Source organism: Helicobacter sp. (genome assembly GCF_014799995.1).
Lineage (GTDB): Bacteria > Campylobacterota > Campylobacteria > Campylobacterales > Helicobacteraceae > Helicobacter_D.
The window spans coordinates 26237-42524 of sequence record NZ_JAAVGY010000056.1; the positions used below are offsets into that span (position 1 = coordinate 26237).

Annotated in this window: 15 protein-coding genes; 4 read left to right on the plus strand and 11 right to left on the minus strand. The window is 39.0% G+C overall.

Going from position 1 to position 16288, the window contains the following annotated elements; all coding sequences use genetic code 11:
* Positions 1 to 79: 79 nt before the first annotated feature.
* Positions 80 to 568, minus strand: a complete 489-nt coding sequence (locus HDT10_RS08455; RefSeq protein ID WP_290882284.1) for a peptidylprolyl isomerase — start codon at positions 566 to 568, stop codon at positions 80 to 82.
* Between the two features lie 77 nt (positions 569 to 645).
* Here HDT10_RS08455 and HDT10_RS08460 point away from each other — a divergent pair, with 77 nt between their 5' ends.
* Complete coding sequence (locus HDT10_RS08460) at positions 646 to 1380, plus strand: hypothetical protein (protein ID WP_290882287.1); 735 nt, start codon at positions 646 to 648, stop codon at positions 1378 to 1380.
* A gap of 25 nt (positions 1381 to 1405) precedes the next feature.
* Here the strand turns inward: HDT10_RS08460 and HDT10_RS08465 are convergent, their stop codons facing one another.
* The 3 genes from HDT10_RS08465 to HDT10_RS08475 all read right to left on the minus strand — a co-directional run bounded on the left by HDT10_RS08465 (position 1406) and on the right by HDT10_RS08475 (position 3147).
* On the minus strand, positions 1406 to 1999 hold the full coding sequence (locus HDT10_RS08465; protein ID WP_290882289.1) for a LysE family translocator: 594 nt from the start codon (positions 1997 to 1999) through the stop codon (positions 1406 to 1408).
* Between the two features lie 70 nt (positions 2000 to 2069).
* Positions 2070 to 2549, minus strand: a complete 480-nt coding sequence (locus HDT10_RS08470; protein ID WP_290882291.1) for a nuclear transport factor 2 family protein — start codon at positions 2547 to 2549, stop codon at positions 2070 to 2072.
* Between the two features lies 1 nt (position 2550).
* Positions 2551 to 3147 (minus strand): NAD(P)H-dependent oxidoreductase, encoded by a 597-nt coding sequence (locus HDT10_RS08475; RefSeq protein WP_290882293.1) that lies wholly within the window; start codon positions 3145 to 3147, stop codon positions 2551 to 2553.
* A gap of 151 nt (positions 3148 to 3298) precedes the next feature.
* On the opposite strand from HDT10_RS08475, the gene HDT10_RS08480 reads away from it, so the two are divergent.
* The 3 genes from HDT10_RS08480 to recJ all read left to right on the plus strand — a co-directional run bounded on the left by HDT10_RS08480 (position 3299) and on the right by recJ (position 6957).
* Positions 3299 to 3643 (plus strand): helix-turn-helix domain-containing protein, encoded by a 345-nt coding sequence (locus tag HDT10_RS08480; protein WP_290882294.1) that lies wholly within the window; start codon positions 3299 to 3301, stop codon positions 3641 to 3643.
* 72 nt (positions 3644 to 3715) lie between these two features.
* Positions 3716 to 5377 (plus strand): CTP synthase, encoded by a 1662-nt coding sequence (locus tag HDT10_RS08485; RefSeq protein ID WP_290882297.1) that lies wholly within the window; start codon positions 3716 to 3718, stop codon positions 5375 to 5377.
* Positions 5374 to 6957, plus strand: a complete 1584-nt coding sequence (gene recJ / locus HDT10_RS08490) for a single-stranded-DNA-specific exonuclease RecJ (protein WP_290882300.1) — start codon at positions 5374 to 5376, stop codon at positions 6955 to 6957. The genes HDT10_RS08485 and recJ overlap by 4 nt, the downstream gene beginning before the upstream one ends.
* 67 nt (positions 6958 to 7024) lie before the next feature.
* On the opposite strand, the gene HDT10_RS08495 is transcribed toward recJ, so the two are convergent.
* The 7 genes from HDT10_RS08495 to fliF form a co-directional block, all read right to left on the minus strand.
* Positions 7025 to 9463, minus strand: coding sequence for an MMPL family transporter (locus HDT10_RS08495; protein ID WP_290882303.1), 2439 nt, complete (start codon positions 9461 to 9463; stop codon positions 7025 to 7027).
* Entirely contained in the window at positions 9432 to 9974 is a 543-nt protein-coding gene (locus HDT10_RS08500) for an ABC transporter substrate-binding protein (protein WP_290882419.1), read from the minus strand. Before HDT10_RS08500 ends, HDT10_RS08495 begins: the two co-directional genes overlap by 32 nt.
* A gap of 118 nt (positions 9975 to 10092) precedes the next feature.
* Positions 10093 to 10833, minus strand: coding sequence for a VacJ family lipoprotein (locus tag HDT10_RS08505; RefSeq protein WP_290882305.1), 741 nt, complete (start codon positions 10831 to 10833; stop codon positions 10093 to 10095).
* Positions 10834 to 10842: 9 nt separating this feature from the next.
* Positions 10843 to 12705: a 1-deoxy-D-xylulose-5-phosphate synthase gene (gene dxs / locus HDT10_RS08510; protein ID WP_290882307.1), complete on the minus strand. Its 1863-nt coding sequence runs from the start codon at positions 12703 to 12705 to the stop codon at positions 10843 to 10845.
* Positions 12705 to 13538, minus strand: coding sequence for a flagellar assembly protein FliH (fliH, locus tag HDT10_RS08515; protein WP_290882309.1), 834 nt, complete (start codon positions 13536 to 13538; stop codon positions 12705 to 12707). Before fliH ends, dxs begins: the two co-directional genes overlap by 1 nt.
* Complete coding sequence (gene fliG, locus HDT10_RS08520; RefSeq protein WP_115550754.1) at positions 13531 to 14565, minus strand: flagellar motor switch protein FliG; 1035 nt, start codon at positions 14563 to 14565, stop codon at positions 13531 to 13533. Before fliG ends, fliH begins: the two co-directional genes overlap by 8 nt.
* Positions 14565 to 16283 (minus strand): flagellar basal-body MS-ring/collar protein FliF, encoded by a 1719-nt coding sequence (gene fliF / locus HDT10_RS08525; RefSeq protein ID WP_290882313.1) that lies wholly within the window; start codon positions 16281 to 16283, stop codon positions 14565 to 14567. Before fliF ends, fliG begins: the two co-directional genes overlap by 1 nt.
* Positions 16284 to 16288: the final 5 nt, after the last annotated feature.

Genomic DNA, 16288 nt, shown 5'->3' on the forward strand with positions numbered 1-16288 from the left:
GCCTTGCAATTTCTAGTTTTCCCTTGCGCAAGATTCTATTTAGAATCTCGCAATGTTGCAAGCATTCTTGCTTAAAATATTATTCTTTAGAAATTGTAATGCTTAGAATCTTATCTCCTTGTTTGATAGAATCCAATACCGCTAGACTTGCTTTGTCGTTTGGGAGAATGTGCCCAAATACCGTGTGTTCGCCATCAAGATGAGGTTGGGGTGCAAAGCAAATAAAAAACTGACTTCCGCCTGTGTTGCGTCCCGCGTGTGCCATAGAAATCGTGCCTTTAAAGTGTTTGTGTGGATTGTTTTCTAGTTCGCATTTGATACAATAGCCCGGTCCGCCGCGCCCACTTCCTTCAGGGCAGCCACCTTGTGCGACAAATCCTGCAATCACACGATGAAAATTAAGATTATTGTAGAATCCGCTTCGGGCAAGACTTGCAAAGTTCGCGACAGTGTTTGGAGCTTCTTGTGGAAAAAGCTTTAATTTCATTTCTCCCTTTTCTGTGGAAATTGTTGCGTATTGCATTGCGTCAAGATCTTCTTGTGTAGGATTAAATTCTTTTAATTCCATTTTTGAATCCTTAAAGTAGTAAAATTAAAGTTTTTATTGTAGTATTTTAAGTATTAAAAGTTGCAAAAAGGGCAAAAATGGCAAAACTGATTTTGATAGCATTCTTAGCACTAAGTGCCTATGCAAAATATCCAGTGTGGTTACAAAATAGCGTCAAAGTGGTTGCAGAATTTAAAAAACCCAACCAACATATCTCTAGTTTTATTGAGGGTTATGGTCTTGTGATAAATGATAATTTGGTGCTTACAAGTGCTAAAGTTGTCTTGGATAAAGAAAAAGCAGAGGATATTACACTTTATCATACAGAGGTTTTGGGACAGCCTATTGCTTGTCTAAGCCACGCTAAGATTTTGGCATTAGATGATAATTTGGATTTGGCAGTGCTTGAAGTGGAGCAATTCACGGATATTTATTGTAATATTCTACCCACGCCAAATTTTAGAGAATTGGGCTTTAAAAAAAGTTATTTGAATCTTTTGTATGAGCCTTTTAGAATCCCTTTGAGAGAAGATTTAAGTATTTCTTATTTTAGTGAGCAGGATTGGTCGGAATTTTTACGCAGTAGAATCACACTGAAAGATTTTTTGGCACTCTCTGAAGAGACGAAAGAAGCAATGCTTGGAATGCCCTTGTTTATAGAGAATGAGTTTTTAGGATTGAAAGTCAAAGAATTTCCCAATGCGCAAAGCGAGAGTTTAAAAATCGGAATCCTTACACATCAAGAGATTTTGGAATTTTTATGCAGGTTACAAAAAGAAACTTTGGTTTTTAGGGGCAAAGAGGATATTAAAAAGTTTTGTGTGCAGCATTAATTTATCTTGTGATGGATTGAATCTATCAAGAGTATTCAAAGATTGCTTCATAAAGAATCCCTAATGCGAGCGCAAAGAGGCAAAGCCCAGAGAGTTTAGAAAGCTTATTGATAGATTCAGAGAGAAACAACCGAAACATGCTTCCTCCGAGTGCGTAAGTTGTCAGTGCGATAAATTCTAAAATCACCATAATGCTTGCGAGGGTAAAAAGATTGGATTTTGCCAAAAAAGGTGGGAGGAGTGCGAGAAAAAATATATAGGCTTTGGGATTGGAAATAGAGACAATGAATCCTTGAAGGATAAGTGAGATTCTGTCTTTTTTCTCGCAATGCTGTTCTTGTAGTGTTATCTTTTGAGTAGAGAATCTCCAAGCAAGATAAATCAAAAATAGGGCACTTAGCACCTGAAAGATTCTAAAAGCAAGGGAATAGGATAAAATGAAGTTTGCCCCATAACCACAGAGCATAACTACAAGTGTAAATCCACAAAGCGAACCAAACATCATCAATAAAGTTTTTTTGAATCCTACGCTAAGCCCAAGAGAGAGTGCGAGATTCATAGTAACGCCGGGTAGAAAGGACACGGAGGCAAAAGTCGTGATAAACAAAAGATAATCCATTGACTACATTTTATAGTTTTTATGATTAGGAATCGTTGAAGTTATCCCCCCCTCACCCTCAATGCTTTTACTAATGCGCTTGATAAACCTTTGAGACGATTTTCCATTCTCCATTGCTTTTGAATAGTTGGTGTAAATCCGTGAAGTTTAATCCGTGCCAATTTTCCATTATCACACGCACACTTGCGATACTCTCATCAACATAAAGCACATCAATGTGTGTTTTGCAGTCTTTCGCTTCTCCGCTTGTTTCAAGTCCTTTGTAGAGATTGTCTATACCTCCACTCACGATACTGCCGTCTTTGTCTGTGCCGTGCATTAGAGCATTTTGAGTAAAGGCACGTTTGGCTATTTCGCTTTTGCCTTTGTTTGCACCCTCTAGGTAAAAATTAATCACCTTGATAATAGCTTCGTATTCACTGACTTTTGTCATTTTTTCTCCTTTAATTTTATGATAATTCGCAAAGCAATGTGTTGTGCCACCAAGAACCAACACGCCCGCAATTTGCACAGAAGTTTTTAAAAACTTTCTGCGTTGGTAGTTTTGCATTTTAGCTCCTTAAGTCGTGCCCAAATACTTTGTGTAAATGTGCCTTGTAATCCGCAATATAATGTTCTACTTGAGGATTTTTAACCACATCATAACAAGTAAAGCTTGGCAATGCAGACATTCCTATAAATTCGTGTGCCTTGTGCAAATGCAGATTCACTCCATCTATGCCGATTCCTCCAAAAAATTCGTTTTTGTCATTAAATGCGTCTAGCGGAGCATTCCAAGTGGTACTTAAGAGATATTTTTTGTTTTTTAGTAATCCGCCTGTGCCATAGTTTTTGGTAGGATTGTCTCTGTGTCGTCCATCGCCTGTGATGAATTGAGATGCTCCAGCCATAAAGACTTTATCAATATATTCTTTGACAATCCAAGGTTCGCCCATCCACCAGCCCGGAAACTGCCATATAAGGCAATCAGATTGGAGAATCTTTGCGATTTCTTGTGTTTCATCATAACCTTTGTCAATTTGTGTTTCTAGCACATTAAAGCCTAAGGATTCTAAAGTCCCTTTTGCGGTGGCTATCAAAGTCGCACTTAGTCTGCCTTCAGAATTATAGAATGGTTTGCTGCCATTGAGTAGTAAAATCGTTTGCATTTTTACTCCTATTACATTGATTAAACTCTTGCGCAAAAGTTCGCAAGAATTATAAGTTAAACTTTTTAAAAGTGCAATACGGAAAATTTCGTGCGATACATACTCAAAAGAGAGTATAATAAAACTTCAAATAATCTTTTAGGAGATAGGAATGTCAAATACTTGTCCTACACAAATTTCGTGTGATTTATGTTTTGAGGATTCGCCCTTTGCCTATACGCTTTCACTCATAGCGGGGAAGTATAAAATGAGCATTTTGTATTGTCTCTTTCGCTTTGAAGTAGTGCGTTATAATGAGCTCAAACGTTACTTGTCTGGAATCTCTTTTAAGACACTGACAAATGCCTTGAAAGAACTTGAAAGCGATAAGCTAATAGAACGCAAAGAATATCCCCAAATCCCACCAAAAGTAGAATATCGTCTCTCCAAAAAGGGAAAATCTCTGATTCCGATTTTAGATTCTATGTGTGAATGGGGCAAGGAAAACAAAGAATAATTCCTAGAGAATAAAAAGCAAAAATTAACTTGCTTAAAAGTATAATTATATCTTTAATTTTAGAGGTTGATAATGTCCAAATTTGAAACAAAATATATCTTTGTAACCGGTGGCGTTTTAAGTTCATTAGGCAAAGGAATCACTTCATCATCTATTGCAACTTTGTTAAAAAATTCTGGCTTTGAAGTTGGAATCTTAAAGATTGACCCTTATATTAATGTAGACCCGGGCACGATGAGCCCCTTAGAACACGGTGAAGTGTTTGTAACGCACGATGGGGCAGAGACAGATTTGGACATCGGACATTATGAACGTTTCTTGAATATGAATTTTTCTTCTAAAAACAACTTCACCACGGGGCAAGTTTATCTAAGCGTGATTGATAGGGAGCGCAAAGGCGGTTATTTGGGGAAAACGATTCAAGTTATTCCCCATATTGTAGATGAGATTAAACGTAGAATCTCTCTTGCGGGCGAAGGGAAAGAAATCTTAGTCGTTGAGCTTGGAGGCACGGTTGGAGATATTGAGGGCTTGCCTTTTTTGGAAGCAATGCGTGAAATGAAGCACGAATATGGCATTGAACGCGTGATTAGTCTGCATGTAACTTTAATCCCACTAATTCGCGCCGCAGGTGAGCTCAAGACAAAGCCGACACAACATAGCGTGCAGGAATTACGGCGAATCGGAATCACACCACAAATCATTATTGCACGTACCGAGAAAGAGATTCCAAAAGAGCTCAAAAACAAGCTTTCTATGAGTTGCGATGTGGATTATGATTGCGTGATAATGGCGCAAGATGCTAAAAGCATTTATCAAATGCCTTTGAATTTTTTAAAAGAGGGCGTGTTAGTTCCGATTGCTAGATTCTTAAAATTGCCTGAATTTAAGCCTGATATGAAAGAATGGGATTTGCTAGTCAAGCAGATTTTAGCACCGCAAGAGGAAGTAACGATTGCATTTGTGGGTAAATATTTAACCTTAAAAGAATCTTACAAATCTTTGATAGAAGCTTTGATTCACGCCGGCGCAAATTTAGATACGAAAGTCAATATCCAATGGATTGATAGCGAAGAGTTAGAGAAAAATGAGGAATCCTTGAAAAGTCTAAAATATGTCAATGGAATCCTAGTTCCCGGAGGCTTTGGCGAACGTGGAATCGTGGGTAAAATGAAAGCAATTGAGTTTGCGAGAGAAAACAAGATTCCATTTCTTGGAATTTGCTTAGGCTTGCAATTAGCAATCTTGGAATTTTGTCGCAATGTGCTTGGGATTGAAGATGCGGATTCTATGGAGTTTAACCCAGAAACGAAAAATCCTGCAATTTATTTGATTGAAAATTTCATTGACCAAAATGGCAAAAAGCAAATCCGCACACACACTTCGCCTATGGGTGGCACAATGCGACTAGGAGAGTATGAATGCTGCACGAAAGAGGGCAGTAAGCTAAGAGCCGCCTATGGGGGACAAGAAATCATTAAAGAGCGACATCGTCATCGTTACGAAGCCAATCCAAAATATCGCTCCAAACTAGAATCGCAAGGTATGATAGTGAGCGGCGAGAGTAATGGACTTATTGAAGCGATTGAATTAAAAGAGCACCCGTGGTTTGTCGCGGTGCAGTTTCACCCAGAATTTACTTCACGTCTGCAAGCACCCAATTTGGTAATTTTAGAATTTATCAAGCAGTCTTTGGCTTATAGTAAAAATTGCACCCTTAAAGATTCTCTTTGATTCCGCATTTGGATTTGCTTGATATTCAAGCAATAGAAGCGAAGCTTGCACAACGTTTTGCAGAAGATACAATTGTAAGCCTAAAAGACTTGCCATTGCCCAAGTGCCTTGAAAATCTACCTAAAATTGCCCAAAGAATCGCAGAGGCAATCAGACAAAACAAAAGAATCGTAGTTGTGGGGGATTATGATGTAGATGGGGTAGTCTCTTGTGCGATTCTCTATGAATTTTTTAAGAAACTCCACTATCCAATAAAGGTTGAGATTCCTAATCGTTTTTTAGATGGTTATGGCTTATCCGCCTCCGTCATTTCGCGTTTGGATTGCGAGATGATTATCACGGTGGATAATGGAATCAATGCGATAGAAGCAGCGGAAATTTGCAGAGAAAGGGGCATTGAACTCATCATCACAGACCATCATACACCCCAAGAGGAATTGCCTCAAGCATTGATTTGTAATCCGAAGCTATCTAGTGAGTTTCCAGAGCCAGAAATCTGCGGGGCTTGTGTGGCGTGGTATCTCTGTGCTGCATTAAAAAATGAAATGCAATCCAATGTGTCAATGGTGGAGTTTTTAGATTTGCTTGCCCTTGCGATTGTAAGTGATGTAATGCCATTGCGTGGAATCAATCGTGTGCTTCTCAAAAAAGGCTTGGAAGTTTTGCGTCAAAGCAAAAGAATCGCACTGCTTGGGCTCAAAGAACATTTTTCAAAGTATAATTTAGACGCACAACTGATTAGCTATTATATTGCGCCTTTATTAAATTGTGCAGGCAGAATGGAAAACGCACTCTTGGCATATCATTTTTTGATTGCGGATAATTTTGCAGAGTCTAAACAACTCCTTAAGAAATTATTGGACTTGAATGCTAAGCGCAAGACTTTACAAAATACCATTTATGAAGAGGCAAAGGCAATGTTTTGCGCACAAGAGAATCATCAGAATTTGCCTTTTGTTTTGGTATTTCATCAATCTTGGCACGAGGGAATCATTGGAATTATTGCCGCACGATTGAGTGAGGAATTTCTAAAGCCAAGCATTGTTTTGACTTTAAAGGACGGAATCCTAAAGGGGAGTATGCGTTCTATTAATGTAGATTGTATGCAGGTTTTAGAGGCTAGCAAAGAATATTTGATAGCCTTTGGGGGACATATTGGTGCGGCAGGATTGAGTTTGGGTTTAGAAAATTTAGAAAACTTCAAACAACGATTAATGAAGCTTGAATACCAGCAAACGATTCCTGCGCAGGAATCTTATTTTAAAGAGGTGCTTGGGAGATTGCCTTTGGATTTGATTGATGTGCCATTTTTTCAAAGAATCCAAAATTTTGAACCTTTTGGGCAAGGCAATGCGTTGCCCAAATTCTATACAGAAGCATTGATTATAGAAGTGCGTTATTTTGGCGCAGGGCATAGCAGTGTGAGACTGCAAGAAAATCAAAGCAAGCAAAATGCCTTAGTGTTTTTTCAAGATTTACGAGAGAGTGTAGGAAAGAAAATCGGCTGTATTTATTCTTTACAATGGGATAAATATAATCATAATGTAGTTTTGAATCTTGAACATTATGAGTTTTTATGATTTGCAAGGCAAGTTGCAGAAAATTCATAAGTCTCTACTCTTGCCCCTCATTTATTCCGCTAGAATCTTAACGAGTCTTTTTATAGAAACTATTGAGCAAAGTAGGGAGCAAGAGGAGTGCGCTAAGTAGCATTAGAAGCATTACGAGTGTTGTTAAGAATCCAAAGTAAATTGTGGGGATAAAGTTGCTGCTCATCATTGCACAGAAACCAACCACGATAATTAAAGTCGTATAATACATTGCACTTCCGATAGAATCGTGCGATTTGATAATTGCTTCTTGAATGGAGTTGTTTTTGATTTCAACCTTGAAGCGATGAATGTAATGTATCACATCATCTACGCCAATTCCAAGAGAAATTGCAGCGATTGTAACGCCCATAAGGTCTAATGGAATCCCACTCAAGCCTAAGATTCCAAAAATCGCTCCTAGTGGAATTAGATTCGTCAAAAGCGCAATGATAGCAAGCCTAAGACTTCTAAAAATCCATAAGAAAACAAGAAAAATAATTCCGACTACGAAGCTTAAAGTATCCACTTGAGAGGAAATGAGGTTTTGGAGTAAATTATTATACAACACCATTGCACCATTGACTTGGAGTTGTACTTTTTCATTGAGTAATAAACCGTTTAAATCCTTTGTGATTTGAGTAATGAACTCATTGCGTTTGAGGCTCTTATCTGAATCAAATGTGCGCAAGACGAATCTTAGCTGGTTTTGTTCTAAATTGGCATAGGGCGTAAAAAGTTGAGATTTTAGCGAATCTTGGGAATTTTTATAGAGAAAGGCAAGAGTGAAATCATCGGCTTGGATTCCTAAAGTATCTATCAGTTGCACCAAGCTATGCAAACTCAAGATAGAGCCGACATAAGGATTGCTTTCTAAGTAAGTATGCACGCGTTTGGCTAATCTTAACTTTTGGCTATCAAACCAATAAATATCTTGCGATTCTAACGCATTAAATTCCGCCTCAAAGTCATCTTCAGAATCTTGAGCTTGGGGTTTATCCATAAAAGTAATAAGAATCTCTAAAGGCACTGTGCCGCCCAAGTCTTTATCAATCTTGAGTAAGCCTTGCTTGATTTCACTAGAGTCTTTAAAGTAATTCACAAAGCTATTTTCAACTCTTAGGTTTTGGATTCCATAGAGGCTAAATACAATGCAAAAAAGCGCGAGAGAATAAATCACCTTTGGCTTTTTGATACTCAAAATCGCGCAAAATTCTAAGAAATTCTGCTGCCTTGTAGAGAGTTTGGTAATGTGTTTTGGCTTCTCAAGGAGAGCTAGAATGCTTGCAAAAAGCACAAAGGTAAAGAGCAAGGCAACACTCACGCCCAAGCTCATCACGATACCCAAATGAATAATGGGCAAAATATTAGAATAAACGAGGCTAATAAAACCGATAATAGTTGTAAAAGCAGCAAAAAAGCTTGGCATTTGTTTGGTTAAAAGCGTAGCCAAGAGGAGATTTTTTTGTGAGGCTTTGGGAAATTTGGAATGAAACTCCAAATAAGCCACAATTAAATGCACGACTAAAGAGACATTGATAATCAGCAACAAAGAAACATAATTAGAGGAAACCACCGTAATTTGATAGCCTAATGCAGCGAAGATTCCACTACTCACAACAAGAGTGAAAAAGCAGATGAATAGGGTGAGGAGCACGAATCTAAAATGTCTGAAAAATATCCAAAGCATCAAGGCTAAAATCACGCTTAGGCTTGTCCCATAAGTGATGAGGTCGGATTTGACATAGGCAATCATATCGCTAGCAATGAGCGTGATTCCGCCGATTTGTAATCCCTCATATTTGTTTTGCAAGTTTTTGAGTTTAGCGATAGTGGTGTCGTTTTGTGCTTGTGCCTTTTCTTTTTCTTTTTCAATGAGCTTTTGAATCTCTTGTTTTTGGGATTCGTCTATTGTCGTGTTTTTGAGTTCTCTTAACTTTTCTAAATTCTCATTTGCAGTAAGATAGATTAGAACCCCGGCAGTTTTAGCGTCTTTGGAAATTAGATTTTGCGCATAGAAAGGGTGATTTAAAATCTCGTTTTTTGCCAATTTGAAATCTGTTTGGGGAGAGAGCAAGGTAATATTGGCTTGGAGGGATTCTTGTAAATCCAAATTGGGCACACTTTTAAGCAGGGGAGCATTTAAAATACTTAAGATTCCGTCAATTTGTGGAATCTCTTTTAAATCTTGTGTGAGATTTTGCAATGTTGCAAGCGAATCTTGACTGAACACATCGCCACTTTTGGGGCTTAAGGCTAAGATGAGAAAATCTTGAGAGGAATAGTTTTTGGCAATGGATTCGTAAGTCTTGAAGTCTTTGTCGTTTTCTAGGATTAAGCTATCGGAGCTTGCGTCAATAGGAAGCCTAAGCGCAAAGAAACCAAAGACAAACAGAGCAATAATGCAAAGCGCGAGGACAACCTTAGGCGCATTTAAGATTGTCCGATAGAATCGCAAGGAAAGATTATTGTTTTTGAGATTCAAAGGCAATTTCACTTTTGAGCTTTGTTAGTAGAGTTTGAAAATCGCTATGGGCTAAAATATCGCCAAATTGGGAACGATAAGTTTGAATCACACTAATTCCTAGAATATCCACATCATAGATTTTCCAATCCCCCTTGTCATCGTGAAATTTGAAAATAATGAAGTTTAATTTGCCATCTAAGATGATAGAAGCTTTGAGATTATAGCGGTTGGGTTTGGTTTTTTCTCCACCGACAACTTCTATCTTTTCGTCTTTGTAGAGCTTTAACTTGTCTGTAAAGCTTTTTTTGAGATTCTGTTCAAAGGCTTGGTGGTATTGCTCTTTTTGGGCTTGGGTTAAGGTTTTGTAATCCTTAGAGAGGGAGAGTTGCGCCATAAGATTGTAATCAAAAATAGAATCAAAGAGCGTGAAAATTTCTTTTGCAATTTGTTCTGCTTGTGCGTTGGAGATTGTAGAATCTTTGGGATTTTTTGCGATGTTTTTTTGCAAAATTTCAAGTGTTTTTTGTATATTTTGTGTCATTGTGCTCTGGATTTCGGGCAGTTCTAATCCAAAAGCAAAAGAATAAAAAACTCCCCAAAAAAGGCAGAAAGCAAATAGGATTTTGTGAAAAGTCTTTGAAGTCGTCATTTGGTTTCCTTTATTTATCTAAGATGAGTTCGTTGCGCCTTTGTTCGTAAGAATCGCGAAATAATAGATAGCTATCTAAAGAGTCTTGATAGAGAGAATCCAAAGTCTCTTTATGTCTTGCAGTGTAATTGGCTACTTCTAACACACCAGCACTAATTGCAAGTTCGCTAGGTTGAATATAGTTTGTCGGATAGGCTAGGGTGTTAAGCGGCAGAGCTAAAGTGTCGCGTAGATTGCTAGGTCCAAGAAGCGGCAAAACAAGATGAAATTCACTTCCCATTCCCCATTTGCCAAAGGTAATGCCAAAATCATTGTGATGAGAGTATAAACCATTTTGTGAGGCAACATCAAAGATTCCTAGAATCCCAGCAGTGGAATTAATCGCAAAACGTCCCATTTCATCCATAGCGTTTTTTGGTTCTCCAGCGAGTAAAGAGGCGAGAAAACGCAATGGGAAAGTGAGATTGTCAAAAAAATTATAAATACCGATTCTAATCCCAAGTGGCATTGCACGATTATATACATTTAACGCAGGGCTAATTGCATAATCATAGATTCCCCAATTCACATTGTGCATCCAGCGATTATAACGCATAAGCGGGTCTTTAATGGGGGTTTGTTGGTTATATTCATTTTCAAATTCATCTAAAGATTCTTCTTTTTGTATGGGGGATTGTGCAGAACTTTGTTCCATAGAATCTTGTGCATAAACAAAGAAACTCAAAAGAAAAATTAAAAAGAGCTTGTGCATAAGATTTTCCTATATGTATCGTAAGATTTGTTGTGTCAGTTGAGGAGTGCTTAATCCTAGTTGCTCTTCCACTTCTTCTACTTTGCCATGAGAGATGAAAGAATCTCCAAACTCAAAAGAATGGATTTTGACTTTTAGATGATGTTCTTGTGCAAATGCGCTTAGAATATGCCCCACACCACCGATTTTTGCACTATCGCTAAAAATAAACCAACGGGAATGAGATTCCGCAAGATGAAGCAGAGATTCTTTATCCAAAGGCTTAATGAAGCGCAAATCTACAAGCGCACAAGGAATGTTTCGCGCTTCTAGCTCCAGCAAACAAGCGTGCGCGCGTCCTACACCATTGCCATAGCCAAGCAAAAGAATCGCGTTTTGGGATTCTTTTAAGATTTCTAATTTGCCTAATGTAAAAGGCGTTGGCGAGAAAATATCCTCTTTAAGTTTAAAGGATTTTCTGGGATAACGAAAGGCACAAGGCGCGCTTGAAAACTCATTGGCAAAATGCACTGCAAGCCTTAAAGTCGCTTGGTCTCGAGGCGCAAAGAGCACGAAATTTGGAATCATATTTAAATACGCAATATCAAAGACGCCTTGATGCGTTTCCCCATCTTCCCCTACGATTCCTGCGCGGTCAATCGCAAATTTCACAGGCATTTGCATAATTCCTACATCATGGACAATTTGGTCAAAGGCGCGTTGGAGGAAAGTAGAGTAAATCACGACAAAAGGCTTAAATCCCTCCTTGGCAAGAGAGCTTGCCTGTGTGGTGGCGTGTTGTTCGGCTATGGCAACGTCCCAAAAACGTTCTGGAAAGGATTTAATGAGCGAATCAAGCCCCGTGCCGCTTGGCATTGCCGCAGTGATTCCGACGACTTTGGAATCCTTTTGGGCAATTTCTAACAGAGTTTGGGAAAAGATTTGTGTCGGAGATTTCGCGCTATTTTTGGATAATGCTGTGCCATTTTGCCTATCAAAAGGACTCACGCCGTGCCATTGTTCTAAATGCCCTTCTGCTATGGGATAACCCTTGCCTTTGAGGGTTTGAGCATGCACTACGATAGGTTTTTGAATACTCTTTGCAAGACGCAAAGATTTAATGATTTCTTTTAAATTATGTCCATCAATGGGTCCGATATAATCCAATCCAAGCTCTTCAAACAACATTCCGGGCGTAATAAGCTTGATGGATTCTTCAAATCGCTTTGCGAGGTAGGTTGCATTGGGCATATTGTTGATTACGCTTCCAATTTTGTTTTTGATATTTTGGGTGAATTTGCCCGCAATCGTTTGGGAGAGATATTTGCTGATTGCCCCGATAGGCTCTGCAATGCTCATTTCATTATCATTTAAAATAATCACCATAGGATATTTTCTATCGCCAAGCTCGTTTAAGGCTTCATAGGCGAGCCCCGCACTCATCGCTCCATCGCCAATCAAAATCACAGGGATATTTTCCACGCCTTTAAGGTGAAAGGCTTTAGCGACACCAACACCTAAGGAAATAGAAGTGGAGCTATGCCCTGCAATGAAATAATCTTGGTCGCTTTCACTTGGCTTGGTAAAACCGCTAATGCCTTGCCTTTGGCGCAAAGTCTCAAAAGAATCCCAACGTCCTGTTAAGAGTTTGTGAGCATAGGCTTGGTGGCTGACATCAAAGATAAAAGGGTCTTTGGGATTGTTAAAAACGCAGTGCATACCGATAATGAGTTCCACCGCACCCAAAGTAGAGCTTAAATGTCCCCCGTTTTTAGATACGACTTCTAGGATTCTATCCCGCACCTTTTGTGCAAGCTCATTGAGAGTGATAAAGTCTTCTTCGCTAAATTCCCTTTGACGTAAAAGCTCCAAATATTTAGAATCCAAAGGCATTATAGCTTGTTCTCCAAAATAGATTTTTTCAAAGTCTCAAAACGCATAAAAATATCCCCGTCAATATTCCCCTCACTGCTCAAAATCACCACACCACCTTTGGAAATCGCTTGGTCAGCCTCTAACACGACTTGGTTTAAGTCCTTGAGAGATTCTTTTAATTCCTCTAAATCACCGGGAAAAACCTTGAGTGTTACTTGTGTGTTTTGTGATAAATCTTGTAGAAGCGTGCGCGCTAGGGACGAGGCAATCTTCGCACTATTGGTGCTGATTTCTGCTGCAATGACTTCTCTTGCAATATCTAAGGCAATGGAGCTTAATTCTTTTTCTAAGCCTAGAATGTGATTTTTGGATTCTGCAATATTGCTATCAATGCGCTGAATGCTTAATGCGTAGAGTTCTCTTTGGCTATTGATTTGCGCTTCTAGTTCTTGTTTGGCTTTTTGATAGCCTTCGTTAAAGCCTTGTTCTTTTGCTTCGGCTTTAGCAGAATTGACTTTTTCGCCAATCTCTTTTTCTTGTTTATCAAATCGTTCTTGCAGTTTTTGCAAAGATTGTGCGAGCACATCACTTTTTTGTAGAATCTTATCAATCACTTCAGTTTCAAATAGCTTCAATGCGGGCGCATCAATGCTTGGTTCTGCTTGTTTTGGAGGTTCTACTATCTGCATTGTGGGCTGTGGTGTTTCAACGACTTGAGATTCTGCATTGGCTTGCGCAGGAGCTTCTGTTTTATTAGAAATTTCCATATTTCTAAAATTATATTTTTTAATGTCGTGCCGTTCTTTGTGTGCTTCTGTAATAATGTTTTCGTGCTCATTAATATTATTCAATGGTATCCTCTTGTTCTCCGATTTGGATAATGCCTTGTTCTGAAAGTGATTGGACGGTTTCTACGATTCTACGTTGAGCTGCTTCAACATCTTTGACTTTTACCGCACCTAAAAATTGCATTTCCTCTAAGAATTGTTCTCCCGCCCTTTGCGACATATTGGACATAAATTTTTGCTTTAGTTCTTCTGGGGAAGCCTTGAGTGCTAAAATCAAGTCTTTTTTGTCAATGATTTTTAAAATCTCACGAATCGCATTGTTGTCTAGTTTCTCAATATCTTCAAAAGTAAACATCATCTCTTTGATTGCTGCGGCTAATTGGTCGTCAATTTGTTCAATATAGGCAATCGTTGCTTTGGCTGCTTTTTGTCCTAAGCGGTTGAAAACTTCTGCAACTGCACGGATTCCACCTACTTCTACTTTATAGCTTGTGAGGGATTCTAATTTATTTTCTAGCACCGTAGAAACACGCTTGACGACATTAGGGGAAATATCACCCAAGTTTGCCATACGAATCGCAATTTCTGCCCGCAAATCATCGGAGAAAAAGTTTAATGTCTCTGCGGCATTTGTCGGGTCCATATGCGCTAGAATCAAAGCAATCGTTTGTGGGTGTTCGTGAATAATGAAGTCTGAAAGTTGTTGTGGGCGCACACGAGAAAGGTAAGCAAAGTTTTGAGAGGATTGCATAGATTTGGCAAGCTTGTCCAAAACCTTTTTCGCAGCTTCTGGTCCTAGTGTGCGGTAAAGCAATTCTTTGGCGTATTCAAAACCACCGGTAGAAATATATTGATTAGATTGGAAAATTGCGTAAAATTCTTCTAAAACTGCTCCCCCAAGTGCTTTATCTATCCCTGAATTTTGAGCAATATATTTAGAAACCTCTGTGATAGAATCCAAGTCTAGGTTTGAAAAAATTTCACCCGTGATTTCATCGCCTAGTTGCACGAGTAGAATCGCGATTTTTTCCGCCATTGAAAATTCGTCATATTGTGCTTGTTGGCGCGGACTTAGCGTAATAGAAGGCATTAGTGTTTTCCTCCTCCACCCATATTTTCAAGCCCTAGTTCATCATGCACTAAGGTTTGAAAGAGATTCGCAAGTTCAGCTGGTTTCTCCATTGCAATTTCCTTAATTTTTTCTAATAAGACATTGTATTTGATTTCGTCTTCATTTCCTCCGCCAAAGCCAAGTTGGTCTTCAATTCTACGACGCACTTCATTCAACCTATCACTATTTTCTTCCTCGTCTTCATCAATCTTAATGAGAGAATCAAGCTCTTCTTCTTCATCTGCTCTTGCCTCAAGCATACGCTCACTAAAGGGCACAATGACTTTTTTGTAGAAGAAGAAGAGAATCAAGCCCACAATCGCATATTTAAGCAATGGCATAAAAGGTGCTAAGAGGGCAGATGCGCCCTCTAAGAATCTCTCTAAAGGAGTGCGTGCTTTGAATCCAGAGAGTTGCCCATTGAGTTGAAAATTGCTCACAGAGACTTCATCTCCTCTTTGCTGACTATAACCAATAGCTTGACGCACAAGGGCTGAAATTTGTTCCATCTCCTCATCACTAAGTGCGGTGTATTCTAGTTTTTCCACTCCCTCTTCATCTAACTGACGAGAATATTTGCCATCTACGACAACCGCAGCAGAAAGCCTGCGAATCGTGGCAAACTCTCCTTTGATATTAGAAATTGTTTTGCTAATTTCAAAATTAGTGGTATTTTGAGTTTTTTCGTATCTTTCTTTTGTGTCTTCATCTTCTAGTCCTTGCACAGGACCAATATTGCTTACAACGCCCGGAACCCCGCCAATTTCTTTTGGACGAAATCCTTCACGTTTTTCTTCTAAATCTTGGATACTTCGCACCACATTATTGGGGTCATAATATTCTTGCGTGCTTTCTTTTTGCGCAAAGTCAAATTCTGCGGTAACCTTTGCGACAACGCCCTCTCTTCCGCCTGTAATGGGTGCTAAGATATTGACGATTTTTTCCTCTAAGGTTTGTTCAAAATTTGTTTTGTAACGCAATTGTGCAGCGGCAAGCTCACGCGCGCCTCCTAGTTCGTCTAGTTCGCTTAAGGGCTCGCCTTTTTCATTAACGACTTCCACATTTTCAACGGTTAAATTTGGAATCGCAGAGGAAACAATGTTTTTAATTCCCGAAATTTGTTTTGGAGTCAAGGCTTGCGCGGGTTTAAAAACAAGGACGACAGAAGCAGTAGGAGGTGTTTGCTCGCTGACAAAGACGGTTTTTTCAGGTTGCGCTAAATGCACGGTTGCTTTTTGAATGGGGGCTAAACTCTCAATGGTGCGGGATAATTCTCCCTCAAGCGCACGCAAATATTTAATACGTTGGTCAAAGTCAGTTGCACCGAAGTCTTTAGTGTCAAAAATCTCAAAACCAATTTTGCTACTTTTTGGGATTCCATTGCTTGCTAGCTTCATTCTTTGTTCATAGACAGATTCTTGAGGAATCAGAATCGTATTGTCTTTAGGGATTTGGTAGGGGATTCTATCCTGTTGGAGTTGCTGCACGATTAGCGCGCCATCTTCTGGGCTTACTCCCTCAAACAATACTGCATAACCCGGATATAAGACACCCGCTTTATTGGAGGAATTCCAAACCACAAGAGCAGAGATGAAGCCAACTACCGCAACGATTGTTGCCAAGATAACGATTTTTTGCCTTTGATTAAGCCGCTTATAGAGGCTTCTAATTTGTTCAAATAATGCTTTTAAATCCAATGCTT